23 protein-coding genes and 1 other annotated feature are annotated in these 24999 nt (G+C 49.3%); of the genes, 1 reads left to right on the top strand and 22 read right to left on the bottom strand.

What is annotated here, in order from left to right; translation table 11 throughout:
* Positions 1–47: 47 nt before the first annotated feature.
* The 3 genes from AM231_RS03740 to AM231_RS03730 all read right to left on the bottom strand — a co-directional run bounded on the left by AM231_RS03740 (position 48) and on the right by AM231_RS03730 (position 4225).
* Complete coding sequence (locus AM231_RS03740) at positions 48–2786, bottom strand: ComEC/Rec2 family competence protein (protein WP_082341535.1); 2739 nt, start codon at positions 2784–2786, stop codon at positions 48–50.
* A 236-nt stretch (positions 2787–3022) separates the two neighbouring features.
* Positions 3023–3541, bottom strand: a complete 519-nt coding sequence (locus AM231_RS03735) for a deoxycytidylate deaminase (RefSeq protein WP_053489179.1) — start codon at positions 3539–3541, stop codon at positions 3023–3025.
* Between the two features lie 48 nt (positions 3542–3589).
* The gene (locus AM231_RS03730; RefSeq protein ID WP_054401396.1) at positions 3590–4225 is read right to left on the bottom strand and encodes a helix-hairpin-helix domain-containing protein; all 636 of its coding nucleotides are present in this window, start codon (positions 4223–4225) and stop codon (positions 3590–3592) included.
* A gap of 175 nt (positions 4226–4400) precedes the next feature.
* Here AM231_RS03730 and comER point away from each other — a divergent pair, with 175 nt between their 5' ends.
* Positions 4401–5243, top strand: a complete 843-nt coding sequence (gene comER / locus AM231_RS03725) for a late competence protein ComER (RefSeq protein WP_054401395.1) — start codon at positions 4401–4403, stop codon at positions 5241–5243.
* Here comER and leuS read toward each other — a convergent pair.
* From leuS to spoVAD, 19 genes are all read right to left on the bottom strand, one after another.
* Positions 5224–7665: a leucine--tRNA ligase gene (gene leuS / locus AM231_RS03720; protein ID WP_054401394.1), complete on the bottom strand. Its 2442-nt coding sequence runs from the start codon at positions 7663–7665 to the stop codon at positions 5224–5226. The two genes, comER and leuS, sit on opposite strands and share 20 nt — an antisense overlap.
* A 90-nt stretch (positions 7666–7755) precedes the next feature.
* Positions 7756–8017 (bottom strand) — a binding site (T-box leader).
* A 39-nt stretch (positions 8018–8056) separates the two neighbouring features.
* Complete coding sequence (locus tag AM231_RS03710) at positions 8057–8974, bottom strand: AraC family transcriptional regulator (RefSeq protein ID WP_242615063.1); 918 nt, start codon at positions 8972–8974, stop codon at positions 8057–8059.
* A 38-nt stretch (positions 8975–9012) separates the two neighbouring features.
* Positions 9013–10098, bottom strand: coding sequence for a Gfo/Idh/MocA family protein (locus AM231_RS03705; protein WP_054401391.1), 1086 nt, complete (start codon positions 10096–10098; stop codon positions 9013–9015).
* Positions 10099–10121: 23 nt separating this feature from the next.
* Positions 10122–11291, bottom strand: coding sequence for a Gfo/Idh/MocA family protein (locus AM231_RS03700; protein ID WP_054401390.1), 1170 nt, complete (start codon positions 11289–11291; stop codon positions 10122–10124).
* A gap of 25 nt (positions 11292–11316) precedes the next feature.
* Positions 11317–12183 carry a sugar phosphate isomerase/epimerase family protein gene (locus AM231_RS03695; protein ID WP_054401389.1) on the bottom strand — a complete coding sequence of 289 codons (867 nt, stop codon included), beginning with the start codon at positions 12181–12183 and terminating at the stop codon, positions 11317–11319.
* 328 nt (positions 12184–12511) lie between these two features.
* Positions 12512–13282: a class I SAM-dependent DNA methyltransferase gene (locus tag AM231_RS03690; protein ID WP_054401388.1), complete on the bottom strand. Its 771-nt coding sequence runs from the start codon at positions 13280–13282 to the stop codon at positions 12512–12514.
* Positions 13283–13326: 44 nt separating this feature from the next.
* Positions 13327–14229: a CvfB family protein gene (locus AM231_RS03685; protein WP_054401387.1), complete on the bottom strand. Its 903-nt coding sequence runs from the start codon at positions 14227–14229 to the stop codon at positions 13327–13329.
* Entirely contained in the window at positions 14226–14573 is a 348-nt protein-coding gene (gene rsfS, locus AM231_RS03680) for a ribosome silencing factor (protein ID WP_053489190.1), read from the bottom strand. Before rsfS ends, AM231_RS03685 begins: the two co-directional genes overlap by 4 nt.
* A complete protein-coding gene (gene yqeK, locus AM231_RS03675; RefSeq protein ID WP_054401386.1) occupies positions 14570–15151 on the bottom strand; it encodes a bis(5'-nucleosyl)-tetraphosphatase (symmetrical) YqeK in 582 nt (193 codons plus the stop codon). Before yqeK ends, rsfS begins: the two co-directional genes overlap by 4 nt.
* On the bottom strand, positions 15135–15725 hold the full coding sequence (gene nadD, locus AM231_RS03670) for a nicotinate-nucleotide adenylyltransferase (protein ID WP_054401385.1): 591 nt from the start codon (positions 15723–15725) through the stop codon (positions 15135–15137). Before nadD ends, yqeK begins: the two co-directional genes overlap by 17 nt.
* Before the next feature lie 74 nt (positions 15726–15799).
* Entirely contained in the window at positions 15800–16090 is a 291-nt protein-coding gene (gene yhbY / locus AM231_RS03665; protein ID WP_054401384.1) for a ribosome assembly RNA-binding protein YhbY, read from the bottom strand.
* A 100-nt stretch (positions 16091–16190) separates the two neighbouring features.
* Entirely contained in the window at positions 16191–17057 is an 867-nt protein-coding gene (aroE, locus tag AM231_RS03660; RefSeq protein ID WP_054401383.1) for a shikimate dehydrogenase, read from the bottom strand.
* Positions 17058–17138: 81 nt separating this feature from the next.
* Positions 17139–18266, bottom strand: coding sequence for a ribosome biogenesis GTPase YqeH (gene yqeH, locus AM231_RS03655; RefSeq protein WP_054401382.1), 1128 nt, complete (start codon positions 18264–18266; stop codon positions 17139–17141).
* Positions 18263–18793, bottom strand: a complete 531-nt coding sequence (locus AM231_RS03650) for a YqeG family HAD IIIA-type phosphatase (RefSeq protein ID WP_054401381.1) — start codon at positions 18791–18793, stop codon at positions 18263–18265. The genes yqeH and AM231_RS03650 overlap by 4 nt, the downstream gene beginning before the upstream one ends.
* Positions 18794–19033: 240 nt before the next feature.
* Positions 19034–21271: a transglutaminase TgpA family protein gene (locus tag AM231_RS03645; protein ID WP_054401380.1), complete on the bottom strand. Its 2238-nt coding sequence runs from the start codon at positions 21269–21271 to the stop codon at positions 19034–19036.
* Positions 21268–22515 carry a DUF58 domain-containing protein gene (locus tag AM231_RS03640; RefSeq protein ID WP_054401379.1) on the bottom strand — a complete coding sequence of 416 codons (1248 nt, stop codon included), beginning with the start codon at positions 22513–22515 and terminating at the stop codon, positions 21268–21270. The genes AM231_RS03645 and AM231_RS03640 overlap by 4 nt, the downstream gene beginning before the upstream one ends.
* A 2-nt stretch (positions 22516–22517) precedes the next feature.
* Complete coding sequence (locus tag AM231_RS03635; protein ID WP_054401378.1) at positions 22518–23474, bottom strand: AAA family ATPase; 957 nt, start codon at positions 23472–23474, stop codon at positions 22518–22520.
* A gap of 154 nt (positions 23475–23628) precedes the next feature.
* Complete coding sequence (gene spoVAE, locus AM231_RS03630; RefSeq protein ID WP_053489200.1) at positions 23629–23979, bottom strand: stage V sporulation protein AE; 351 nt, start codon at positions 23977–23979, stop codon at positions 23629–23631.
* A 4-nt stretch (positions 23980–23983) separates the two neighbouring features.
* The gene (gene spoVAD / locus AM231_RS03625) at positions 23984–24997 is read right to left on the bottom strand and encodes a stage V sporulation protein AD (protein ID WP_054401377.1); all 1014 of its coding nucleotides are present in this window, start codon (positions 24995–24997) and stop codon (positions 23984–23986) included.
* Positions 24998–24999: the final 2 nt, after the last annotated feature.

Raw genomic sequence — 24999 nt, 5'->3', positions numbered from 1 at the left:
ATAGGGATCATACTACGATTATAGGTGGAAAGGACAGAAAGGCAGCATTATGGCAGCTTCGTCCTTGTCTCAATATTTCCATTCTTGACCCTCATCTGAATCTCACCATGCAGATTGGTTTGGTAGATAAGAGAGGGAGATTGCTCCAAACGGTCGACGACATCCGGATGAGGGTGACCGTACATATTGTTGACACCGGCTGAAATAACCGCAGATTTCGGCTTCCAAGCGTCCAGCCATATAGCCGAGGTAGATGTTTTGCTTCCGTGGTGGGCCACTTTCATGACATCAATCCAGTTCTCATCACCACCGGCAGTGTCTCGTGATGAACCGGCGCCGCTAACAGACTGCTCTTCTAGATGCAATAATATTTTCTGTTCGGCAGCTTGGTCCGTATCTCCTGTAAACAGAAAACGGATGCCGTTCATTTCAAGAATAAACACTAATGACACATGATTCTGATCCTTCATGAACGGTAAAGCCTCTGCGGACTCTCCCTTATCAGGGAAAACGGGCGATAAGAACTGTATGGTCGTGTCCTTGCCAAGCTCCCAAATCCCACGGTCTGCTCCAGCCTGATAAATCGGAATTTTCTGCTTAATGGCACTAAGCATCAGCTGTTGAAAAGAAGCAGATTGAGCCAAGGTACCATTGAACACGACGGCCTTCACAGGGATCTCTTCCAGAACTGCCAAGAGCCCACCTATATGATCCTGGTCACCATGAGTTATAAGCATATAATCGATCTGGTGGACGCCTCGCTTCTTTAGCAAAGGAACCACCACTTTGGCTCCCACCTCAAAAGGAGCTTTTCGTTCCTTCCATGCATCCTTTTCTTTACGAAAATTCACCGTCCCACCACCATCGACGAGAATATGCTTGCCTTCCGGTGTGGTCACCAGAATCGAATCTCCTTGTCCCACATCCAAAAATTGTACGAGCCCCGTTCCACGCCCGGGTTCAGGCGATTGATAACCATTAATCAGCAAAATAACCATAGTTCCTGATAGCAGAATGATCGCAGTTCTTGATGCATATTGCTCGACATAATCACTTGCGCGCAGGAAACCTCTCCATCGTAATGCACTGGCCAATTGGTCCGCGAGCGGCAGCATACCCGATGGATCTGGCGTATTTGCTCGAATGCCTCTCGATAGACGTTCCTCCAGAGGAACCGTATCATCATCGGAACCACGCTGCTGCTCTTCACGCACATCTGACCTCTTTTTCAAAAAGGTAAGCAGGAAATACAAGACGAAGTAATAACATAAGATCCAAGCCAGCGAGGGGGAGGGCCACAAAGTCATGAAAGCAGATGAACTACTCATAAAGTCTACAATCCGAAAATTTATCTCATTAATCCATTCTGTTACAGCAGCTATCCAGCCCGCTCCGCGCATCCATACCCAGCTAAGCAGCAGTGACACCATACCCATTGGAAGCACCACCATGCTTATGACCGGAACTAGGAGCAAATTAGCGAATACGGAGATCAATGACACTTGGTTGAAGTAATAAATTGTGAGCGGAAAAGAAATCAGCTGTGCAACCACGGTTATTCCAACCGACCCCGCAAGCCAGCGGGGCAGGAATGTCAAGAGAGACATCAGCTTCGGAACGAATATCATGATCCCCGCAGTGACGATGAACGACAGCTGGAAGCTGACATTTAGGAGAAAATATGGATTCCACAGCAGCATAACCAGCGCAGCCACACTGAGAATATGCAGACCGTCCTTTAACATTCGTCGTTTGGCTGCATACAAGCCGATGACCCCCATCATGCCCGCACGGACAATGGAAGGGCTCGCCCCCGTAAGAAGGACATAGACGGGTATTAGCCATATAACTACAGTCAGCGAGGTTTCTCTTGTCATCCGAAGTGAATTGCAAACAAAGATAAGACATCCGACAACCACAGCGACATGCATGCCTGATATCGCAAGAATATGAGTCAATCCCAATCGCGAGAACTCCATAAAAGTATCGGGATCCAGATCGTCCTGATTGCCAATGACCAGCCCTTTCATAAAGCCTGCATGAATGCCGCCGTACAATTGTTTTAACTTATCCCCAAGCCTTTCGCGAACAGCATCATTCCACCTTAGAATATGACCTGTTCTCCACTTATCAGGGGAGGTGACTTTCGCTTGGTCTGCGCCTTTCACCTTTAGCATCCAATGAATCTTCTGAGTGCGTAAGTACTGAAGATAATCAAAGCCGCCAAAGTTCCGCGCCTCTCCCGGTTTTTGCAATTCTCCGCTCAATTGAACCCGATCACCGCGCTGCCATTGCCTAGCTGACTCCAGCTCTACTTGGTCCAGAAGCTTTACTTGAACCATAACGATGTCATCAGTCTTTAGCATTGTGTTATCATCCGAGTTCGCTGGGGACATTGCTTCCGCGGAAGGCTTCGACAGGATAAGCTCAGCTTGCTGCAAGTTAACCTTAAAATCCGCCCGGTCACCATCCACCTCGACAGGTGATGATATGATCCCATCTGCAATAACAGGAATACGATCTACCGTTTCATCTTCAGTGAGCACAGACTCGAAATCACTTACATTTGCTGTGTCATACCATTCCCAGTAAATGCCTGACACAACCAAAGAGAACAGCATGCAACATGTGTACAGGTGCCCTGCACGCACCCATTGACATACCACAAGCAGCAAAAGAATCAGCCCGGCTACTGTCAAGTACAGCCTCCATCCATCATACAGACATGCAGCACTGCTGCCGATAACCCATATTACGGCAAATGCAAGCAATGGTCTTCGTTTCATGTTTTGAACGTATCCCTTCCTAAAAAAATATCAGAAAAAGAACGTTTATCGACGTCCTTTTTCAACAAACTAATCCGCATATAGCGGATGTTTCCCCTCAGAAGATTGGATATCGAGCCTCCGAAGTCGATGGTTCTATATAAAAAAAGAACCCTTGGCTGCTTGATGCAGTCAAAGGTTCTTCCTCTGTGGTACCGAATTTAATTTCTTATATGCGATCTAAGCGATCCCTAGCGTTAATTCTCTACTGTCATCAAGGTTTCGCGTGGCGGCTCATATGCTTTAAGCTGCCTGAACAAGATGCCCTTCTGTTCCATCATACGGGAAACCTTCTCCGAATCCTTCGGATAGGGACGATGGAACACCACCTCGACAATGCCGCTGTTGGCGAGCATATTCGCGCAGGTCCAGCACGGTTCATCCGTCACATACACCGTGCTGCCTTCCCTATCGATGCGATCGGTGAAGAGCAGCAGATTTTGTTCGGCATGAATCGTACGGATGCAGCGCTGTTTTTTCACCATGCTCTCCTTGCCTTCCTGCACGACCAACTCATAATCCTCCACAATCATACAGCCTGCCTCGGAACAATCCGGCACGCCCATCGGGGCTCCGTTATATGCCGTCCCAAGCAGCTTCTTCCCCTGGACCAAGACTGCCCCTACATGTCGCCGCGAACATTGAGAGCGGGTAGACACCATAAAAGCAATATCCATGAAATAGGTATCCCAATCTTTACGTTGATCTGAACTCATCATCTGTCACCTGTTTCTTATCAATATCTCCTTTATTGTAGCACATAGCTAAAGTCCAACGTAAGGCTTCATCTTCTCCAGAATTTTAGGACCGATGCCTTTCACATTCATTAAATCCGCTTTGCTGCGAAAAGGGCCAAATTGATTCCGGTAATCTATGATAGCCTTCGCTTTTGCTTCGCCAATGCCAGGCAAGTCCATCAAGGCAGCTGCATCCGCCGTGTTGACATTGATTAGTCCGTTTTGATCTGTCGGTGGGGTTGTCTGCATAGATGATTCATTAGCGGGCAGGGGCTGCTGTGACTGCAAACTGCCGTCTACTGCCTCAGAAGGAGTCGTAGACGAAGCAGGCGGGTCGGTAGATGCAGCCGGTGGCGCGGGATCGCTGCTGCTCATCCCTACAGTACCAGGACTTTGACTTGATGCCGGGCCGTTCACAAGCACCTCTGAATCTTTAATGGCATTCGTATTGACCACAGCTGCGGTCTGTCCCGACTCCTTCTCTTTTGCATCAGGTCCAGACACTTTGGCATTTACTTTCTCCTCTATTACAAGGGCTTCCTCCAGCTGATCGTTCAACACCTGCCAGCCCTCCAGCCCCTTATCGCTACCACCGGCAAATAGTATGAATCCGCATCCCGCAATGGTTGCGGCTAGACTCCAGCCTAGAGGTATCCGTTTCATTATGATCACTCCTTATTATCAAAGTTCACATTGTCCAAAACCTAACCCATAACATTGAGTTATCCTGCGGCAAAATTGAGATGAAAAGCCGTCATGAACCGGCCACTTCCCTGCATACATTAAACGTAAGGACGGTACATTTCTGCCGTAAAGCGCGAAAGGAGGGAACTTTCACATGAAGGTCGGTTTTATCGGTACGGGCAGTATGGGTAGTCTGTTGATCGATGCCTTCATTCATTCGGGCGCACTCCTGCCTGAGCAAATTCAGATCAGCAACCGAAGCCCTGAGAAAGCACACCAACTGGCAAAACGCCATGCCGGTTTGACAGTATGCAGCTGTAACGAGGAGACAGCTTCTTCGAGTAATGTACTATTCTTATGTATCAAACCGCTTGAGTTCAGATCGGTCATTAATGAAATTAAGGACCAGCTTGAAGAAGGGCAAATTGCAATATCCATCACGAGTCCCGTGCAATTGATTCATCTGGAATCAACTCTCAATTGTAAAGTCGCCAAAATCATCCCGAGCATCACAAACCTTACCGGTGGCGGAGCATCATTATGCATGTATGGTTCCCGAATAAAAGAAGAAGACAGGCAGCTTATAGAAAGCCTCCTGTCTTACATCAGCAGGCCCGTCGAGATACTGGAATCGCACACGCGAATCACTTCCGATTTCTCCAGCTGCGGGCCTGCTTTTTTAAGTTTATTCATGGAAAAATGGATTGATGCTGCCGTTGAGATGACCGGAATTGACCGCAGGACCCTTAATGCGTTAGCCGGTGAAATGCTGCTTGGCACCGGCAAACTGTTAACGGAGGAGGGCTTCTCCCCCGAACAGCTGCAACATCGGGTGGCGGTTCCCGGAGGCATCACAGCCCAGGCTTTGGCACTGCTTGATTCCAACCTGAGCGGATTGTTCTACCAATTGATCAAAACCACACACGACAAGTATGAGGAGGATCTGGTAAAACTGGATGCTGCCTTCGGTTTTACGATTAACCGGCCACGATATTGACCAGTTTTCCCGGTACGGCAATAATTTTGCGAATACTCTTTCCTTCCAGCGCCTGCTTGACATTCGGAAGGGAGAGGCTATGTTGTTGCATGGCTTCTTGGTCCATGTCTTTTGCAATCTTGGCACGTTCTACAATCTTGCCATTAACTTGAACAACGATTTCCACTTCTGCCTCTACGGTCCAAGCTTCATCAAACTCAGGCCATGGCACGTAGGTTACACTCTCTGTATAGCCTAAGCGACTCCACAGCTCTTCAGCCAGATGAGGTGCAAGCGGGGACAAGAGCTGGACGAAGTTCTCCATCGCCTTGCGTGGAAGCACATCCGTCTTGTATCCCTCGTTGATGAATACCATCAGCTGGCTGATTGCTGTGTTAAAGTGCATCTGATCAAAGTCATGCGTCACTTTTTTAATCGTTTTGTGAAGCGTACGTTTGAATTCATCCGTACCCTCCCCGTCCACGATTTTAGGGTTCAATTGACCGTCGTCGCCAATGAACAGACGCCATACACGGGAGAGGAAACGATGCGTTCCTTCAACGCCGTTGGTGTTCCACGGCTTCGTCGCTTCCAGCGGCCCCATGAACATCTCGTATACGCGCAGTGTGTCAGCGCCATACTCGTTTACGATATCGTCCGGATTGATGACATTACCGCGGGATTTACTCATTTTCTCATTATTGTTCCCCAGGATCATGCCCTGATTGACCAGCTTTTGGAAAGGTTCTTTCGTATCAACGACACCAAGATCATACAGAACCTTGTGCCAGAAGCGGGCATACAGCAAGTGAAGCACCGCATGCTCCACACCACCGATGTACAAGTCAACTGGCAGCCATTCCTTCTGTTTCTCCTTGGAGCACAGCTCATCATTGTTATGCGGATCAATGTATCTCAGATAGTACCAGCAGCTGCCAGCCCATTGCGGCATGGTATTGGTTTCCCGGCGGGCCTTCATTCCCGTTTCAGGATCTACCGTCTCCACCCAATCCGTAACGTTAGCCAGCGGTGACTCGCCGGTACCTGATGGTCTGATCTGTTCCACATCCGGAAGCAGCAGAGGAAGCTGATCCTCAGGCACAGTCTTCATTGTACCGTCTTCCAAATGCAGAATCGGGATCGGCTCGCCCCAATAACGTTGACGGCTGAACAGCCAATCGCGCAACCGGTAAGTGATCTTCTTCTGACCCTTTCCCTCTTCCTCCAGCCATTCGTTCATTTTCTGGATAGCCTCTTCATTATCCAATCCGTTCAAGAAGCCGGAGTTCACATGCACACCGCTGCCGGTGTATGCTTCTTCTTCAACATTTCCTCCCTGAACGACTTCAATAATCGGAAGACCGAATTGTTTCGCAAATTCCCAGTCACGACTATCATGTCCTGGAACTGCCATAATGGCCCCGGTCCCGTAACCGGCAAGTACATAATCCGCAATCCAGATCGGCACTTTAGCACCGCTTGCCGGATTGATGGCATAAGCACCTGTAAATACGCCCGTTTTATCTTTGGCCAGATCCGTACGCTCCAAATCGCTTTTCCGAGCCGCTTGGTCCTGGTAAGCCTTAACGGCTTCACGCTGATCTGCCGATGTAATCTTGTCTACGAGGTCATGTTCCGGTGCCAGAACGCAGTAGCTGGCGCCAAACAACGTATCAGGACGAGTTGTAAACACCTCCAGGTGACCATCATAACTCTCGATTTCAAAGCGGACTTCAGCACCTGTGGATTTGCCGATCCAGTTGCGCTGCATATCCTTCAGGCTCTCGCTCCAGTCCAGATCCTCCAGATCCTCAAGCAGCCGCTCTGCATATTCAGTAATACGCAGGATCCATTGGCGCATCGGCTTACGAACGACCGGATGTCCTCCGCGTTCGCTCTTGCCGTCAATGACCTCTTCATTCGCGAGCACAGTACCGAGCGCTTCGCACCAGTTCACTGGAACTTCAGCCACATAGGCCAGACCGCGATTATAGAGCTGAATAAAGATCCACTGGGTCCATTTATAATATTCCGGATCCGTCGTACTGATCTCACGATCCCAGTCATAAGAGAAACCGAGAGATTTGATCTGGCGGCGGAACGTATTAATATTTTGAATGGTAAACTCACGCGGATGTTTGCCCGTGTCCATAGCATACTGTTCTGCAGGCAAACCGAAAGCGTCCCATCCCATAGGGTGCAGCACATTGTAGCCTCGCATCCGCTTGTAGCGGGACACGATATCCGTTGCTGTGTACCCTTCCGGATGTCCTACGTGCAAGCCTGCACCTGATGGATAAGGAAACATATCCAGTGCATAAAATTTCGGTTTGGATGATGTGTCTTCCGTTTTGAAGGTTTTGTTATCATCCCAGTATTGCTGCCACTTTGGTTCGATGGCCTGCGGCTGATAGCCGTGGCCGGTTGGTTGATTGTCCGTCATACTTCATTGCTCCTCCTTCGCAGTCAAGAGACAAAGGCCTCTGCCTATGCCCAAAAAAACAAAAAAACCTCGTCATCCATAGCGCTGATCGCTAGGGACGAGAGGTTTGATTCCCGTGGTACCACCCTAGTTAGCCAAAGGCATGCCTTGCCTTTCACTCCCTTTGCATCCTTATCGCGGATGAAACGACGATGCTTCATCGGCCGAATCTGCCGGAAATACAGCCCTCCGACGGCCGGGTTAACACCATTGCTCCGAGGCGAGCTTTTTCCTATCGTCAACCGGTTTTCACCAGACACCGGCTCTCTGCATGATCGAAAATGGAATGATTGATCCTCATCATCGCGTTTAATTTCGGTTTTAATGTCGCTATTATAACCAAAAAGATGGATCAAGTCAACGGAAGCTCGCCCCCGCTCTTACGATAATATTCGGGTGTCATCCCTACTGTAGCCTTGAACAACCTGCTGAAATGAGCTAGATGTTTAAACCCTGCCGCTTGGCTGATATCCGTTATACTCAATTGAGGATTTAGCCTGAGCATGATCTTTGCCTGGTTAATCCGCCGATGATAAAGATACGTAAACACCGTTGTGCCGGTAACTTCTTTAAATAAAGTAGATAAATAATGTTTTGTGATATGCATATCGCGGGCGATTCTTTCCAGCGTCAGATCGTTCATATAATTCCCCTCGATGAATGAAACCACATGTTGGACATGTCGTTCTTTCTCTGAGATCGAATCCTGATCCTGGACAGCTGCCTGACACCAGTCGGCTATCATGTACAGCATCTCCTGGATGCGCAAGGTCATTCGCTCTTGACTAAAGCCGGCATTGGACGTTGATAAACGGTTCATATCTGCCAGTATACCTTCGAACTCGTCCCGGTCCGCCCCTATCAGGTTTATGCGATGATTCTGCAGTGTTTCGAAGGGGTCCAGGACGATCGATTTGGCTGTATCTGATAATCCCTTGCAGATCCAGGCAGGATCAAAATGCAGAATACTTCTGACATATCTGGAACCGGGCTCTACATTCGGGCAGTGGAGCACGAGTCCATTCATCAGGAGCAGATCCCCCGGCTTCAGAGCAAATATAGAATCGCCGATCAAATAAGTGCAGCGTCCTTCATGGAAATAAAAAATCTCATAAAAAGGATGTGAATGAAACTGCCCGCTCGATATGGGCTGCTCGTTGAAATAAGTAAGATCGATAGGCTTATTAAGCTCCATACGATCGTATCTAGATATTTTATTGGAAGATGAGGTCATAGAGAATTGCCCCTTTAGCGATTTTGGAGTAATCATCTCCTGCTTGCCCCTCAACCTTAACGGGGTTTTCTCTATTATAAATGATTTTGATGAATGCGTATGGCTTCATTCTGGGCAATAACACATAATTCTCCGGCCTTGAAGGCGTGCTCTTGGGACATGGCATTTTCTGTTCGTTCCAGACAATCCAGAACAAGCTGCCCGAAAAATGGATAGCCTACCTTGCCCTGAAGCTCCATATGAAATTCGCCGTCACGATTCACCAAATACAGATGATCGCCTTGAGGATGCCTTGCGATATCAATATATTTGCGAAGCTCGATGTATCCTTCCGTCCCAAGTATAAAGGTTCTGCCATCCCCCCAGGTACCCAAGCCTTCGGGTGTCAGCCAGTCAACACGGAAATAATTCGTGGCCCCATTGTCTCCGACAAGCGTCGCATCTCCGAAATCCTCCAGCTCGGGATAAGCCGGGTTCGCATAATTACCAACCTTGCTGCTGATTACCCTGGCATCACGGCAGTCCGCATAATACAAAAACTGTTCAATCTGGTGAGAACCGATATCACAAAGAATGCCTCCGTACTGATGGCGACGGAAAAACCAATCCGGACGAGAGGCGGCGTTTAAACGATGTGGCCCTGTTCCCATCACTTGCACCACTCGTCCGATAGCCCCGTCCCGAATCAGCGTTCCTGCATGGACTGCACTTTCCACATGCAGGCGTTCGCTATAGTAAACCATATACTTTCTGCCCGTCTCCACGACTTTCGCACGTGCAGCGTTCACCTGCTCCAGCGTGGTAAACGGCGTCTTATCCGTGAAATAATCCTTGCCATGCGACATAACCTTTAGACCAAGCTCGCATCTTCCCGAAGGTATGGCTGCTGCAGCAACCAGATGAACTTCCGTATCTTCCAGCACCTGGGCCTCGGAGAAAGCTACCTCCACTCCAGGGTATGCCTTGCAAAAAGCTGCAACCTTCACGGGGTCTTGGTCATACACCCACTTCAGCTTCGCCCCGGCCTCAATCAAGCCGTTGCACATGCCGTAGATATGGCCATGCTCCAGGGACATGGCTGCAAATATAAACTCCCCAGGCTTGCACACCGGCTGGGCCTTGCCCACCGGCGCATAGAGCATTCCATTGCTGCGATCCATACCAAGAGCCTCCCGATTATAATTTAGTAAGTGCCAAACGTCTTGCTCATATCCACCGGGCCAATCTCCTTGACTGTTTTCCGGATGGACGAATTCGCTATCTGTTCTTGCAGCATTTCGTAATACAGGTCTTCGTCCAAGGGCAGATCAACCCAATTGTCAGTCCAGGTGGACAGATGCATGGCGTTCGATAACGTTAATCCGCGGATTCCCTCTTCACCTGGTGCAATCAATGGTGTTCCATGTAAGATAGCATCCGCGAAATTTTGGATAATGCCGTTATGCTGCGGGTTATCACCTGAAATCGGTACCTCGCATTTCCAGCATTCCGGTTCACCGAAACCGCCGGTATACTCCCGATTGAATTCGGACTCATGAACACGGAGACGCCAGAAGGTAAGCTTCCCGTCTTCGATGACGATTTTTCCGCGGTCCCCCGTCACTTCATATCGGTTCGTTCCCGGCGCTTCACCCGTTGTCGTAATGAACACGGCTGTGGCGCCGTTCTCGTATTCCGCGTACGCTGTAACGTCATCCTCCACTTCAATGTTCCGATACTTGCCAAAAGAGCAAAATGCCCGCATTCTCTTTGGCATCATGCCGGTTGTCCATTGCCACAGATCCAACTGATGCGGAGACTGGTTGATCAGTACTCCCCCGCCTTCACCTGCCCAAGTGGCGCGCCATCCGCCTGAATCGTAATAGCTTTGAGACCGGTACCAATTCGTGATTATCCAATTCATCCGCCTGATTTCCCCAAGCTCTCCGTCTGCAATGAGCTCTTTGAGCTTTTTGTACAGCGGATTGCAGCGCTGATTGTACATGATAGAGAACACTTTTCCGCTGTTTTTTGCCGCGCGGTTCATTTCCCGCACTTGCTTCGTGTAAACGCCTGCCGGTTTCTCGATCAGGATATGAAGACCGTGACTCAGACACTTTATCGCCATATCAGGATGAGCATAATGCGGAGTGGCAATAATCATTGCATCGATCTCGCCCGACGAGATCATAGCGTCAGCATCACTCCAGGGCTTTACATCTGCAGGCAGCGTAGCTCTCGCTTCATCCAACTTGGCGGGATTCAAATCACATACTGCACTCAATCGTGCACCGACAATCTGTCTCGCAGCCAGCGATCTGGCATGTGAAAAACCCATTCCTAGCCCTATAACCCCTACTCTTACCTGATCCATATCTTATCCCTCCTTGGTAAGCATCTCACACACTCTGTTTGTGATCTGTCCACTCATTCATTTGCTCGGCAAAACGCACCAGCATCTCCCTGGATTCAAAAGTGCCACTAAAATCTTCAATACCGTAGTAACCATCGTAGCCAACCGACTGCAAATCCTGTATCACTTGTCTCCAAGGCACGGCTCCTTCCGAAAGTGCGGACCATTCTGCAGACCATACAGCTGAGGTACCATCCACAGATGGCGTTTTACGGTAGCCCCCATTTTTAACATGAACATGCGCAAGATACGGCCCAAGAAGCTCCAGACCCATACGGTAGTTTTCGTATCCTTCATAAACCATGTTGCCCGGATCATACAGCACGCCGATATGCTGTGGATTGAAATGGGATACGAGACGGTGCGCCAACCCGGCACTTGGCGCGATCGTTAAATGATGAGTTTCTACTAATGCCTTAACCCCATAAGCCGCTGCGAGCTCCTCTACTTCGTGTAAATACTGAACCGCCTGGTCATACAGCTCATTATAATTGCGCTTCCGGTCATACCCCGGGATACCTGCGCGAATAAAGGAGGCACCAATCAGCTTGGCTGCTTGCATGACCTTCTCCGTCGCTTCCACATCACCACACGACAGATAAGGGACGACTGCAAGACTGCGTCTCTCATATTTGTCCGCTGCTTCCCGAAACCCGAGCCAATCCTCCTGGGTGCCACCAGGATCCATCGAGCAGCGATTGTGCCTCCAAAAGGATGGCTTTTCCTCAGCGGCATCTGCCGGAACTTCCTTGAAGCGCCATTCGATGCTCTCAATACCGGCATCTGCTGCAGCGTTTGCCAATTCTTCAGGTACTAAATCAGGAGTAGCCACTGTAAATACAGACAGTTTCATCCATACTTCATCCTCTCTCAACCTATTTTCGTCTAGTGCATTTAACTCTCGTTGTATTCATTTTCAGTTATCCCAAACCTATGAGATTGCTAGAATCGCTCTGAATGAAGGCGTTAACAAATCTGTTGATCCTATTTCTCCAACATCGTAGCACAGCCCATTAAGCAAACCCAGACCTCTTCTAATTAACCTTAACAACAGTCAAATAAAATGGAAAAGAAGTATCTTTGAATACAACTGCTCTGCAGTGTGTACTCCCTGATATCTAAAAAAGGCACTCCCTCCGTCCGGAACAGACGAAAGAGAGTGCCTTCACAAAAATATTCACTTATTTTACAGCAACATAGAATAGCCGGGCAGCATCCTCGCCCGCCTCAACCCACTCAAAATCAGCGTAACATTTCACATCCCGAAAACCGGCTTTAACCAGTTCAACCTTCATCCACTCCGGATCATATCCCCGCTGCACATGCGTTTCCTCAAAACGGCGATAGACCGAAGAATCTTCGTTATCTCTTGCAAAAATGGATAGATGATGTTCAATTTCACAACGACGCTCATCGAGATCGCATGTCCATATATAGGACACTTCGCGTTCATCCAGCACGAATGGTTGCTCTTCGTCATACCGGCGCAGCGTATTAGGGTGATGCACGTCAAACAAGAATGTACCGCCTTCCTTAAGACCGCTATAAGTCCTTGCGAAAGCGGAGCGAATGTCCTTCTCCTCTAACAGGTAGTTCAGACAATCGCAAAATGAAATGATGGAATCGACCTGCTCGGGCAGCTCCCAAGATCGCATGTCCTGCTGTACCCAGCGAATACTGCCTTCTCGGAACAACCGGTGGCCCTGCGGTGTGCCTTCCAGCTTGCGTCTGGCGACGGACAGCATATCCGCCGACAAATCAATTCCTGTCACTTCAAATCCCGAATTAACGAGCGGAATCGTGATACTGCCTGTACCGCATCCCAGCTCTACGACGCTCTTTGGCATTCCGTGCTGATCCCAAGCCGTTCTTGCAAAGCGGATCCAATCCGGATACGGCATGTCTTCCATGAGTTGATCATATACGTAAGCAAACTTGCGGTAAGACAACATGATGACACCACTTTCCTAGAAGCTTTCACCTACCAAAGCCTCGGTTATTCGTTAGAACCGGAATTTTCCTCTTGTTTGACCATGTAGGTCCAGCTTTCCTTCTGGGTAACGAGCCCGTCCTTCATCAGCTTGCCAAGAGCCCGTTTAAAAGCGGATTTACTGATCCCAAAACGCTGCTTGATGATATCGGGCGGCGTTTCATCCGAATACGGCATCGCATGACCTGGACGCTCCTCCAGAAAAGCAAGCAGCCGATCCGCATCATCCGTCCGGCCAATCTCTTTTTGCGGAACCATGGACAGATTCACTCTGCCGTCTTCCCGGATATGACTGACCCGAACCTTCACCTCTTCGCCAAGACGCAGCATGCGTGTGCGTTCAGAGGAATGGATCATGCCAATCGCGCCAAAACCGATCACGCCGCCATCAATGATGACGAATGTACCCATCTGGAGCGGTTTATACACCAAAGCAGTAAACCACTGGCCTTTCCACGATTCAGGGGCATGAAATGCCAGCGGAGCAAGCTCTTGTTCTCCTGCAAGCTTCGCACGAAGCCGGCCTTGCTTATCATGTTCCATGAGGACAAACACGTGATCTCCCACTTGCGGATGCAGCTCACGCATTTCCGGCAATTCCCGGATGGGAAGAAGCAGCTGCCGCCCAAGACCCATCTCAAGGAAACATCCGAGACGCGGATGAACGTCCGCCACTTCAAGCTTTGCGGTTTCACCCAGTGTAAGATAAGGTTTCTTCATCGTTGCGGCCAGGCGGTCTTCCGTGTCGAAGAAAATAAAGACCTCCACCGTATCCCCCGGCTTAACTTTTTCCGTAAGCTCAGAATAGTGAAGAAGCACATCCCGATCTTCACCATCCAGAAAATATCCGTATGGAGACACCTCTCTGGAGACGACGAGCTTCGTCAATGTGCCGGCGATCAGACTCATACGTTCTCCACCACTTTAGCATCCGACCATAGACGCTCAATGTTGTAGTATTCCCGCTCATCGCGATGGAAAATATGAACAATCACGTCTCCAAGATCCATCAGCACCCAACGTGCAGCGTCCATGCCTTCCAGACCGCGCATGGCTACGCCCGCATCATGAGCCTGTTTACGGATTTCGGTTGCGATTGCTTGAACCTGGGTATCCGAGTTACCATGACAAATGACAAAATAGTCTGCAATCAATGAAATGCCTCTAAGATCAAGGACAACGACATCCATCGCTTTTTTATCTTCAGCGGCAGCCACGGCTACCTGTAACAATTCATTCGGTTTCAACGTCATGAATTCGCCTCCTCCAATTGCTTAATTAGATCGTTGCGGGCTAATACCGTCAACGGGAAAATAATTTGTCTGCGTGAAAGCAGAAAGCCAATCGTCGAATCAAAACCGGCTGCGAGGGCTCCTTCAAGGCTATGGTTGGCCAGTTCGCGGATATTATTCACGCCGGGGAAATCCCGTCCCGGTTCCATGTAATCCGCAAGGCAAACCACCTTATCGAGCAGCGTCATTCCTACGCGCCCCGATGTATGGTAACGGATAGCGTCAAGCACCTCGACATCCGTTACGCCATACTCGAGCTCCGCGACGAAGGCGCCTACCTCAGCATGCCAAAGCCGCTTGTCGTAATGCAGCAGCTCTTCGGAGAGCGCGTGCTCCACCATCATTTGATGAAGCTTCTGTATAGGCCAGTATTTGGCCACGTCATGCAGGATGGCAGCCAACTCGGCCTTAACCGGGTCTGCTCCGTACCTGTCAGCCAGAATAACCGCGGTTTCCATTACACCTCTAGTGTGCTCCCAGCGCTTGGCCGGCATCTGGGAGGATACGGCTGCTATGAGTTCATCACGGTTGTATGCCATAAATACCGCTCCTAACAATATAATCATATACACGATCCGGTACCATATAACGGATGGAAGATCCTGCAGCTGCCCTGTTCCGAATCATGGTGGACGATATTTCGATCATCGGCATTTCCGCCGTAACCACTGCTGTTTGCAGAAAGTCTGGCAGTGCCTCCACCGAAAGATTAGTACCCGGACGGTTGACCCCTATAAAGGTGAGCATTCCCGCCAGCTCAGTAATCCGGTCCCACTTGGGAAGATACGCTACCATATCTGCTCCGATGATGAATGAAAAATCATGCTCAGGATACGTATTCCGAAGTTCCCTCACCGTGTCCACCGTATAGGATACCCCTCCGCGCTTCACTTCCCAGTCGAGCGTACGGAAAGACGGATGGCCGGCAATCGCTTCAGCCGTCATTTCCAGCCTCATCAAACCGGTCACACCCGCATCCTCTTTATGCGGAGGAATATGGCTTGGCATAAACCATACCTCGTCCAAACCGTAAGCATCTCGTGCCGATTCCGCAGCAAGCATATGTCCAATATGAATGGGATCGAAAGTTCCGCCCATGATCCCTACCTTCATTCGGGTTCACCTCCCCTAAAGTAAGAGAGTTTAGTTCCTTGCAAATCCCCTGCATCCAAAGAGCACACGCTCCATTATGGCAGTTCGATTGTTTTGTGATCTTTCGATTCTTTATACAGTACGATCGTCTTGCCAATGACTTGCACAAGTTCGGCATCTGCCCCTTCGGCAAGCTCCTGAGCGATTTCACGAGGATCTTCGAGACAATTGTTGAGCACGGATACTTTCAGTAGCTCCCGCTTCTCGATCGCCTCGGAAATATGCCGGATCAGATGTTCATTGCTGCCTCCCTTGCCTACCTGAAACAGCGGGTCCAGATGATGCGCAAGCGAACGTAAATGTCGTTTTTGCTTTCCTGTTAACATGCTTGGTCATTACTCCTTAAATATTCAATTATTATAGCGTGCTTCGTGTTGAAAGCTATATTGTAGCTTTTGCCTAAGCATTAATCAATAAACAAAGATATTATGACTCAGGCTGGAAGCTTCTTAACACCGCTTCCTTCATGGCTTCTACTGGTGCTGCTTGTCCTGTCCAATACTCAAATGCGTACGCGCCCTGATTAACGAACATTCCCAGGCCGCCATGCACTGTGCATCGCCGAAGCTCCGCTTGCCGCAGCAGCTCGGTCTTCAGAGGATTATAGATCAGGTCGCTGACAACGATTCCTTCAGGGATAAGTTTCGGCGAAACAGGTATTTCAGTAATGTGAGGAAACATGCCCACTGAAGTTGTATTAATGATGATGTCCGCTTCGAGCAACGCTTTGTTGGCTTCATCCTCTCCGTATCCCCTCAGATCACCAAGCGAGCTCCATTCTGCGGCCAGCGCCACAGCCTTGGCCGATGTCCGGTTTACAATGGATATCGAACCGGGACTTTCCCCTGTAAGAGCGTGTATGATTCCCCTGGCTGCGCCGCCCGCGCCGAGTACGACAATATGTTTTCCCTTAAGATCGGAACAGGCTTCCTCCTTTAAGGAACGGACATACCCGATACCATCTGTATTGTATCCTGTCAATTTACCGTTATCATTGACGATCGTATTCACAGCACCGATGCGCTGCGCTCCTTCATCAATGACATCCAGATACTTCATAACTTCCACCTTGTGCGGGATCGTGATGTTCACACCTCGGAATCCCAGTACTTTGATTGCCTGAATGGCATCACTTAATCCTTCCGGACGAATATGCAGCGGCACATAGGCACCGGATAATCCCATGGCAGATAATGCTGCCTGGTGCATGGCCGGTGATTTCGAATGTCCGATCGGATCCCCCATCACACCCAAGAGCAGATAATCATGCTCGATCAATGCATTCACTTTCATTCTCTCCTGCCTCTCCCATGAATAAACGGGCGTTGACCCAAGGTTTAGTCCCTTTAGTGTTATCCAGCATTCTGACTATACTTATATCAAGGAAGGACGGGCCAGCACCTTGATTCCTTTGGGCACATGGACTGCTACCAGAGCTCCCAGCTCACCATTGATCTTGATCCAGCCAAGTCCCGAAATAAACACATCCTGTCGTGTACCCTTTGAAATCCGGATTTCATGTCTTGTCCATTCCGGCATTTCATCAAGCCGTTCCTTGGTCGGAGGGGATAACAGTTCCCCTGCATGCTCGGCAAACAGTGAGTCCGCCCGTTCCAGCTTGGTCCGATGAATGCCTAGTCTGCCGCTGATAAAACAAGTAAAGGATTGGTGCTCTCCTTTCAGAAAATCAAACCGGCCAAACCCTCCAAAGAACAATGTCTGTCCTTCATTCAACTGGTATACCATCGGCTTCAGCGGGTTCTCAGGCATGATCGCACCCAAATCCTGGCGGCTGACAAGCTCGCTATAGCGCCATGGATAAACGATACCCGGCGTATCAATGATATGCCGTCCGTCATCCAGCGGAATATGGACCATATCCAGCGTTGTTCCTGGATAACGGGAAACCGTCAGCTCCTGATCCAAATCACTGTAATCGCGGATCAAGCGATTGATCAAGCTGGATTTACCCACGTTCGTGGCACCGACGACGTAGACGTCACGATCGCCTCTATGGTGTGCAACCGTCTCGAGAAGCCGCTCAAAGCCTTGATTTTTCTTTGCACTGCATAGCACAATATCTTCCGTTCTCAGGCCATGCTCCTTACACTGTTTCTGCACCCAATTTAGAACCTTGTTCCAATTGGTGACCTTCGGCAAAAGATCGGTCTTATTCACGGCCAGTATGACCGGATTGTTGCCGACAAACCGCTGCAAACCGGATATGAGACTTCCTTCAAAATCGAATAGATCCACAATGTGTATGACCAGCGCGTTCTTACCGCCGATCTGCCCAAGCAGCCGTAAAAATTCATCCTGGTCTACGGCAACCGATGAGGCTTCATTATAATTCTTGATCCGGAAGCAGCGCTGGCAAATGACCGGATCGCGATCCCAGGCCTTCTCCGGTAAATACCCCGGCTTGTCCTGCGCCGCACTTTGAAGTGGTATGCCGCAGCCGCTGCACTTCTTGATGTCTTCACCGCCAGTAGGCAACGTCATAATTTAGGTTCCTCCTCCATCCACAATCCTTTTTTGCGCAAACGGGTTAATGCGATTCGCTCCACCCGGCGATTCACCATTCGTGTAAACCATCCCTCATCATGAATGGCAATAGGCATAACCAGAACCGTGTACAATCCGAGACGATTCCCGCCATATACATCGGTCAGCATCTGATCACCAACCACAACCGTTTTCTCTGGAGCAAGCTCCATCATGCTCATCGCTTTGCGAAAAGGAGTATTGCTTGGTTTACGAGCTTTATGCACAAACTGGATATCCAGCGGCGTCGCAAATTTTGATACACGTTCAAGCTGATTATTCGAAACGATGATGAGCTGAAAACCGATCTCCTTGACTTTTTTGAACCAATCGACCAGTTCGGGCGTTGCCAGTGGTGCCTTGGCTCCTACAAGGGTATTGTCCAAATCCGTAATGATTCCTCGATACCCCTGTTTATATAGTTCCTCAAGGTTAATATCAAAAACCGTGTTAACACGGAGCTTTGGAATTAACATTTCAAACAAGTTCGTCACCTCAATTTCATACGAAAAACTATACCATATTCCGGTTCCTTAGTAAAAATAATCACGAACCCTTTCCTTGGGCCCGAACGAGTCGTATTCTTTGTCAGTAAAAGACCACCCGGCTGCTGCAAAAGCAGGTCGGGCGGTCTGTCATGACTAAATATCAGGAAGCAATCCATCTAAAAGCTTTATCCCTATTATTATAACAAGAACATTCCTTCCCATGCACCATCGTACAATTTAAGATGAGAGATATTCTTGGGGCACGATGCGCACGCCCTTCAGCGTCTTCTTCAATTCCTCTGCATCGTGCTGGACCGAACGCCACTGCTCCTCCTTCACTTGGGCAGGACTATATCTGGCAGTTTCGAATTGCAGGAGCAGCGCTCTAAGCAAGGGCTCCAGTTCAGGGTGTGAAGTCGTCCAACGACGAACCGACTCTCGCAAAGTTTCATGTTCCTGCCTCACCATACCTCTGCGGTGCGCGGCACGTATCCAACGTTCTGTTTCGGCAATCACCTTATCTGCTGCTGTCAACGGCTTGCCCGCGCGGATCCTTGCAGAGACAAAACGAAAACGGATGCGCATTCTCCATAAGATATACACAATCCACAGCACAATAACCCCGAGAGCAGCCATAACCACGGGTGTAACCCAGCCTGGTTGTTGATCATCGGCAGAGGAAGCCGGAGTGGTTACATCTTCTTCCTTCTCTTCTTCAACCTCTTCATTCATTACAGGATCAGCATCTGAGTCCGCCGTCAGGATCGGCATGCTGAAGCCCGGTGTAGCTTCAATAGGAACCCAGCCATATTCGCCAAAGTATACTTCAACCCATGAATGAGCATCGGCATTCGTAACAGTATAGCTCTCAGGCTCTATCATCGTCTGGCCGTCCGCCATGGGGTAATCCGGAATCGCCGCCCTTCCCGGGGCGTAGCCTTTGACCCAGCGTGCAGGGATATCCAGAGACCGCGACATCATCACCATAGCGGTAGAAAAATAATCGCAATACCCTTCCTGTATCTCGAACAGGAAACCATCCACAAAGTCATCACTCTTCTTGCGCGTAAGATCAGGCGTGTTGGTGTAGGAATAATTGGTTGTTAAGTAGTTCTGTAAGAGCATAACCTTCTCATACGGCGTATTTCCTTCCGCCGTAATTTCTTCTGCCAGGTTTTTAACACGGTGTGGAAAATTCCTTGGTACCTGAAGATAAGCTTTATCAATGGACACTGAATATAGTTCATCGAAGGTTTTGGTGCTAAGCTCCTCTATGGGGATTACCGGCACGTCCGACGTTACGGTGTAGCTTTGCGGATAGTCTGAATTCCGTATTTCATCCAGATGCAATTCCGCTCGATCCGCCACCCAGCGAAGCCGATCCGAGTCAATACGATCATCCATGCTGTCTAGCTGGCGAACCGTATAGGCGCCGAACAACACCGGATATACCGTATCATTCAGCATGGTGACCGACTGCTCCAAGGTTTTGGTGGGCACGAATACACGCGTTTCTTCAGTCAATTCCTTGCCAATGTCTACCCCAGACCCCGAACGCTGATTGTCAGCGCTATCCGTCCATCCAGTACCCGAATATACGGTTCTCGTCTCACCACGCCAGTAACTGCGTTCGTCAGTGGTAATCGACATCACAGGAGAATAGTCAAAATTAAAGCCGCCGCCAAGATTGTTGTCTTCTCTTCCATATCCGGACGTGCTTTCCGTTAACGACTCATACAAAGTACCTGACCCGGTTATGCCACTGCTAGATAGTGGTACACCATTCCATTCTCTCCAGGCCGTATATGGATCAACTAATGTCGGTTTAACGTACGGCATATTTACTCCTGCCACGATAATCAAAGAAATAATGACCAGAATATTAGCTACAATCTTAAAGGGAGATTTGGATAGCCTAACCCAGCCTTGGGGAAAACGCCTCCGAAACCGGTTAAAATGATTGGTTACGAGCCAGCACAATCCGACGGCGGCAATCCAGGCAACCTCATCCCATAGCACGATTCTTGTAAATGAATCCAGCACAGCTAAACCGATAACGTTAAGCGCAGTTACAAAGAGCACACGACTTTTCGTTTTGGTCCAGCGCGCAACAAACAGAAAAACAGCCCAAGTGCTAACGGCAAACCACAGATACGGGAACAGAAGCATAATCTCCTTAGTAAGGAAACCACCCGTTACAAAAGAAGGGACCGCATTGCCATGAGTGGACAGCAAGCTGTACACAGAGTACAAGATCAGAAGGAACTGGACAAGCATTCGGTATCCTTGCCTTATCGGCAGCAGAGCCTCGGTCACTGCCGTGATGGTCAATGCTGCAATAACGATAGCCGTTGTTTCAGGCAGCCAGATCGTTTTGGCAAAGGATACCCACTGCATTCCGATAATCCATATCCATAGCATCGTTAGCGCGGCAAAGAAGACAGTGGATAACTTGTCCTGCCATAACTTCATCATGTCCCACCTCCCAACACCGCTGGCAGCTCTTCAAGGGAAGAAACAGAATAGCTTGAGATCCCCCGGGATTGAAGGAGCGCTATGGAGTCATCCCGTTGATTCTGTTTACGGGGGTTGGTGATTTGAAGGAAACAGGGATTCATTCCCCGGGTCTCTACCCAGCGCATGATCTCTGAAGCATCCTTGCCGCTCATTGGGCTGATTAATAGGAATAAAGCTCCCTTAGGAAAATGGCGGTACGATGTCTCCAAAGAAGCCATCAGTTTGCTCTTCCGGTTGTAATCGATATCAACCAAGTGCTGAATCATCCGCATTCGTTCTCCGGCGTTATCAGCAGGAGGAAACATTCTTGCTTCCTTGGCGGTCGTGAACAAGCCCGTACCCGCATGCTCTTTGGCACCGTATTCGATCAACGATGCTGCAGCTGATACGGCAAGTTCAAACTGCTGGGCATGATTATACCCTTCCGCAGTGCAATCCAGAACGATCAAGGTTCTGGGAAAGGATTCATGCTCAAACTCCTTCGATTTCCACGTGCCGGTTTTTGCCGTTGCGTTCCAATGGATCCGGGAGATCCGATCGCCATATACATAATCGCGGACCCCGTTAATCTGCGTTGTTTCGCGTCTTGAAGCAGAGATCGTAGTATGAGTGCCTCCCAATCTGGAATTTCGAATGTTTCGCTGCCATTTTGGAATATATACAGTTCGCGGCAGTACGTGGAAATTCGTCTGCACTTCTAAGCGTCCCTTGTGCTCCATAAGTCCGAATATATCCTCGCTTATGAATTCCGTCTTGGAAAATACATACCGCCCCCGCTCTAACGGAGGAGTCTGAAAGACAAGCTTGCCCGCCCCGCGGAGATTGGGTATTACGCTGTCTTCAAAAGACCACGAGTCACCGTTATGCCTTTGCAATACTTCACGGACGATTAAATAGGGTGTAGGCAGAAATCCCGGAATGTGAACCTCCAGCTTCACACTCACCTGCTCACCTGCATGAAGTTGTTCCACTCCGCGTTCCGCTCCCCCCCGTACGCTCCGCTGCGCTATGACACGATTCACTCCGCCAAAGCCGGCTCCGATCAAATAGATGGAGAGAAGGCTGATCATGGAGAAGAGCATAATCGAGGTTTTGCCCCCCTGGAATAATACATACAATAAAGACAGGCACCACACCGCCAGCACCGCTGCCAGTCTAGACGGCTGCATGCCATTCATGATTAACGAAACAGCACGGCGCATGCCTATCTCCCCATATGTACAGGCACTTTGACCTGACGCAGTATGAACTCTAGCACAGACGAGGGGCTGGCATTATCAAGTCTGGCTTCCGGACGCAGCATGATCCGGTGTGACAGCACATAAGGAGCAAGGATCTTCACATCGTCGGGCAGTACATAATCCCGCTCTTGCAGAAAAGCATAAGCTTTTACAGCATTCATAAAGGATAAGGTCGCCCGTGGACTAGCACCAAGCATAACAGCAGAATGCTCACGCGTTGTCCGGATAATATTCAGTAAGTAATCGGCTACGGGCTCACCGATGAATACTTCACGAATTTCAAGCTGAATAGCCGATATCCTGTCCATATGTGTCACCGGTTGAAGCTTGTCCACCAGTTGTCCGTCGCGTGAGCGGTACATCAATTGCTTCTCTGTAGCAGCATCAGGGTAACCCAAGCTTAGTTTTAGCATAAACCGGTCCAGCTGGGCCTCAGGGAGCATATAGGTACCTTCAAAATCAATCGGATTCTGGGTCGCACACAGCATGAAAGGATGCGGAAGCTCATGGGTGGTCCCATCCACAGTCACGCTTCTCTCTTCCATGACTTCTAGCAGGGCTGATTGCGTTTTGGTTGTTGCTCTATTTATTTCATCCGCCAGCAAAATGTTGGTCATCACCGGACCTGGACGGAAATAGAACATTTCATCCCTGGGATGGAATACGGAAACCCCCGTAATATCACTCGGGAGAATATCAGGGTTACATTGAATACGGCGATAGTCACCCTGCATGGATTTAGCCAATGCCTTGATCAGCTGGGTTTTTCCTGTGCCGGGTACATCCTCAATCAGTACATGTCCGCCAGCGAGGAGCGCTGTAAGGAGCAATTGGATTTCAAATTCTTTTCCTAGCAGGCACGATTCCAGATTTTTGCGTACCGAAGTAATAATTTTCATCGATTCTTGACTTACGGGCATGTATGACTAACCTCCTGATAGGGGAATAAATACTTAATTTAGTACTATTGTACATGATCGTCCTCCGGGAGTACATTCGAAGAGAGATTTTGATTATTAAATAGAAAAAAAATCCCGGCATATGCCAGGACCTTCTTTTTTCGAGCTATAGAAATTACCCCTTCGGTCGAACAAATAAAGCCGCCAGAAAAGAAAAAATGATGGCCGAGGATATTCCGGCACTGGTGACCTCAAATATCCCCGTTACGACCCCGATCCATCCGTCTCTCCCGAGCTCCGTCAAGGCACCGTGCACAAGCGAATTGCCGAAGCTCGTGATCGGTACGGAGGCCCCTGCTCCGGCAAATTTGACAAGCGGCTCATACAAGCCAAAACCGTCCGCGACAGCACCCGAAACCACTAATGTGCTCATGGTATGCGCAGGTGTCAGTTTAACAACGTCCATCAGGATTTGCCCAATCACGCATATCAAACCGCCAATAATAAACGCCCATAGAAACTGCATCGTATTATCCTCCCATCTCTAAGGCTACAGCGTGCGCAATACATGGAATGCTCTCACCCTGCTGATATGATATCGGCGACAATAAAGCCCCGGTAGCTACGATAAGAACCTTGTTTAATTCGCCTTTACGCATCCGATTCAAAATATGTCCGTAGGTAACGACAGCGGAGCAGCCGCAGCCACTTCCTCCTGCATTGACATATTTCTGTTTTTCCAGGTCATAGATCATCAAACCGCAATCCGCGAATACCGTACCGTCCATGATGACATCATTCTGTTTCAGAAGGTCTTTGGCTATGGGAAGTCCGACCGACGCCAGGTCACCGGTTACGATCAAGTCATAGTCTTTAGCCTGCCGTCCCGTGTCTTTGAAATGCTTCGTGATCGTATCAGCCGCTGCCGGCGCCATCGCTGCTCCCATATTGAATGGGTCTTTGATCCCCAGATCAACGACCTTGCCGATGGTGGCATAAGTGACAGCAGGACCATCCCCCTTGTCCGAAACGACGGAGCAGCCAGCACCCGTTATCGTATACTGCGCGTAAGGCGGTTTCTGAGATCCGTACTCTGTCGGATAACGGAACTGCTTTTCCACCGTACAGTTATGGCTTGCGGTACCTGCCATGACATACTTGGCTCCACCGGCTTCAACGAGCATGGAAGCGACCGCCAGACTTTCCATAGATGTGGAGCAAGCACCGAATACACCGATGTAAGGGACCCCCATCTGTCTGGCGGCAAATGAACTGCTTATGATCTGATTCATTAAGTCTCCGCCCACAAAAAACTGGAGCTGGTCTTCCTTAATGCCCGCCTTCTCGACCGCTTTCCTTGAGGCGTCCTCCAGCAGTTTTCGTTCTGCCTTCTCCCATGTTTTCTCATTAATTTCTATATTGTCGTACACATAATCAAAATCATTAGATAGCGGCCCTTCGCCTTCCTCTGGTCCTACAATCGTTCCTGTGCCAATAATGACGGGTTTGTTCTCGAACTGCCAGGTTTGGCCGATCACCTTCATCT

The organism is Paenibacillus solani, from assembly GCF_001277345.1.
Classification (GTDB): domain Bacteria; phylum Bacillota; class Bacilli; order Paenibacillales; family Paenibacillaceae; genus Paenibacillus_AQ; species Paenibacillus_AQ solani.
Note: the sequence above shows the minus strand (reverse complement) of the source record. Positions and strands in the feature narration are given on the sequence as shown.

Bases quoted from the DNA above. Each gene is read 5' to 3' on its own strand.
- AM231_RS03740 (WP_082341535.1), bottom strand. From the start codon at position 2,786: ATGAAACGAAGACCATTGCTTGCATTTGCCGTAATATGGGTTATCGGC.
- AM231_RS03735 (WP_053489179.1), bottom strand. From the start codon at position 3,541: ATGAGTTCAGATCAACGTAAAGATTGGGATACCTATTTCATGGATATT.
- AM231_RS03730 (WP_054401396.1), bottom strand. From the start codon at position 4,225: ATGAAACGGATACCTCTAGGCTGGAGTCTAGCCGCAACCATTGCGGGA.
- comER (WP_054401395.1), top strand. From the start codon at position 4,401: ATGAAGGTCGGTTTTATCGGTACGGGCAGTATGGGTAGTCTGTTGATC.
- leuS (WP_054401394.1), bottom strand. From the start codon at position 7,665: ATGACGGACAATCAACCAACCGGCCACGGCTATCAGCCGCAGGCCATC.
- AM231_RS03710 (WP_242615063.1), bottom strand. From the start codon at position 8,974: ATGATTACTCCAAAATCGCTAAAGGGGCAATTCTCTATGACCTCATCT.
- AM231_RS03705 (WP_054401391.1), bottom strand. From the start codon at position 10,098: ATGGATCGCAGCAATGGAATGCTCTATGCGCCGGTGGGCAAGGCCCAG.
- AM231_RS03700 (WP_054401390.1), bottom strand. From the start codon at position 11,291: ATGGATCAGGTAAGAGTAGGGGTTATAGGGCTAGGAATGGGTTTTTCA.
- AM231_RS03695 (WP_054401389.1), bottom strand. From the start codon at position 12,183: ATGAAACTGTCTGTATTTACAGTGGCTACTCCTGATTTAGTACCTGAA.
- AM231_RS03690 (WP_054401388.1), bottom strand. From the start codon at position 13,282: ATGTTGTCTTACCGCAAGTTTGCTTACGTATATGATCAACTCATGGAA.
- AM231_RS03685 (WP_054401387.1), bottom strand. From the start codon at position 14,229: ATGAGTCTGATCGCCGGCACATTGACGAAGCTCGTCGTCTCCAGAGAG.
- rsfS (WP_053489190.1), bottom strand. From the start codon at position 14,573: ATGACGTTGAAACCGAATGAATTGTTACAGGTAGCCGTGGCTGCCGCT.
- yqeK (WP_054401386.1), bottom strand. From the start codon at position 15,151: ATGGCATACAACCGTGATGAACTCATAGCAGCCGTATCCTCCCAGATG.
- nadD (WP_054401385.1), bottom strand. From the start codon at position 15,725: ATGAAGGTAGGGATCATGGGCGGAACTTTCGATCCCATTCATATTGGA.
- yhbY (WP_054401384.1), bottom strand. From the start codon at position 16,090: ATGTTAACAGGAAAGCAAAAACGACATTTACGTTCGCTTGCGCATCAT.
- aroE (WP_054401383.1), bottom strand. From the start codon at position 17,057: ATGAAAGTGAATGCATTGATCGAGCATGATTATCTGCTCTTGGGTGTG.
- yqeH (WP_054401382.1), bottom strand. From the start codon at position 18,266: ATGACGTTGCCTACTGGCGGTGAAGACATCAAGAAGTGCAGCGGCTGC.
- AM231_RS03645 (WP_054401380.1), bottom strand. From the start codon at position 21,271: ATGATGAAGTTATGGCAGGACAAGTTATCCACTGTCTTCTTTGCCGCG.
- AM231_RS03640 (WP_054401379.1), bottom strand. From the start codon at position 22,515: ATGCGCCGTGCTGTTTCGTTAATCATGAATGGCATGCAGCCGTCTAGA.
- AM231_RS03635 (WP_054401378.1), bottom strand. From the start codon at position 23,474: ATGCCCGTAAGTCAAGAATCGATGAAAATTATTACTTCGGTACGCAAA.
- spoVAE (WP_053489200.1), bottom strand. From the start codon at position 23,979: ATGCAGTTTCTATGGGCGTTTATTATTGGCGGTTTGATATGCGTGATT.
- spoVAD (WP_054401377.1), bottom strand. From the start codon at position 24,997: ATGAAGGTGATCGGCCAAACCTGGCAGTTCGAGAACAAACCCGTCATT.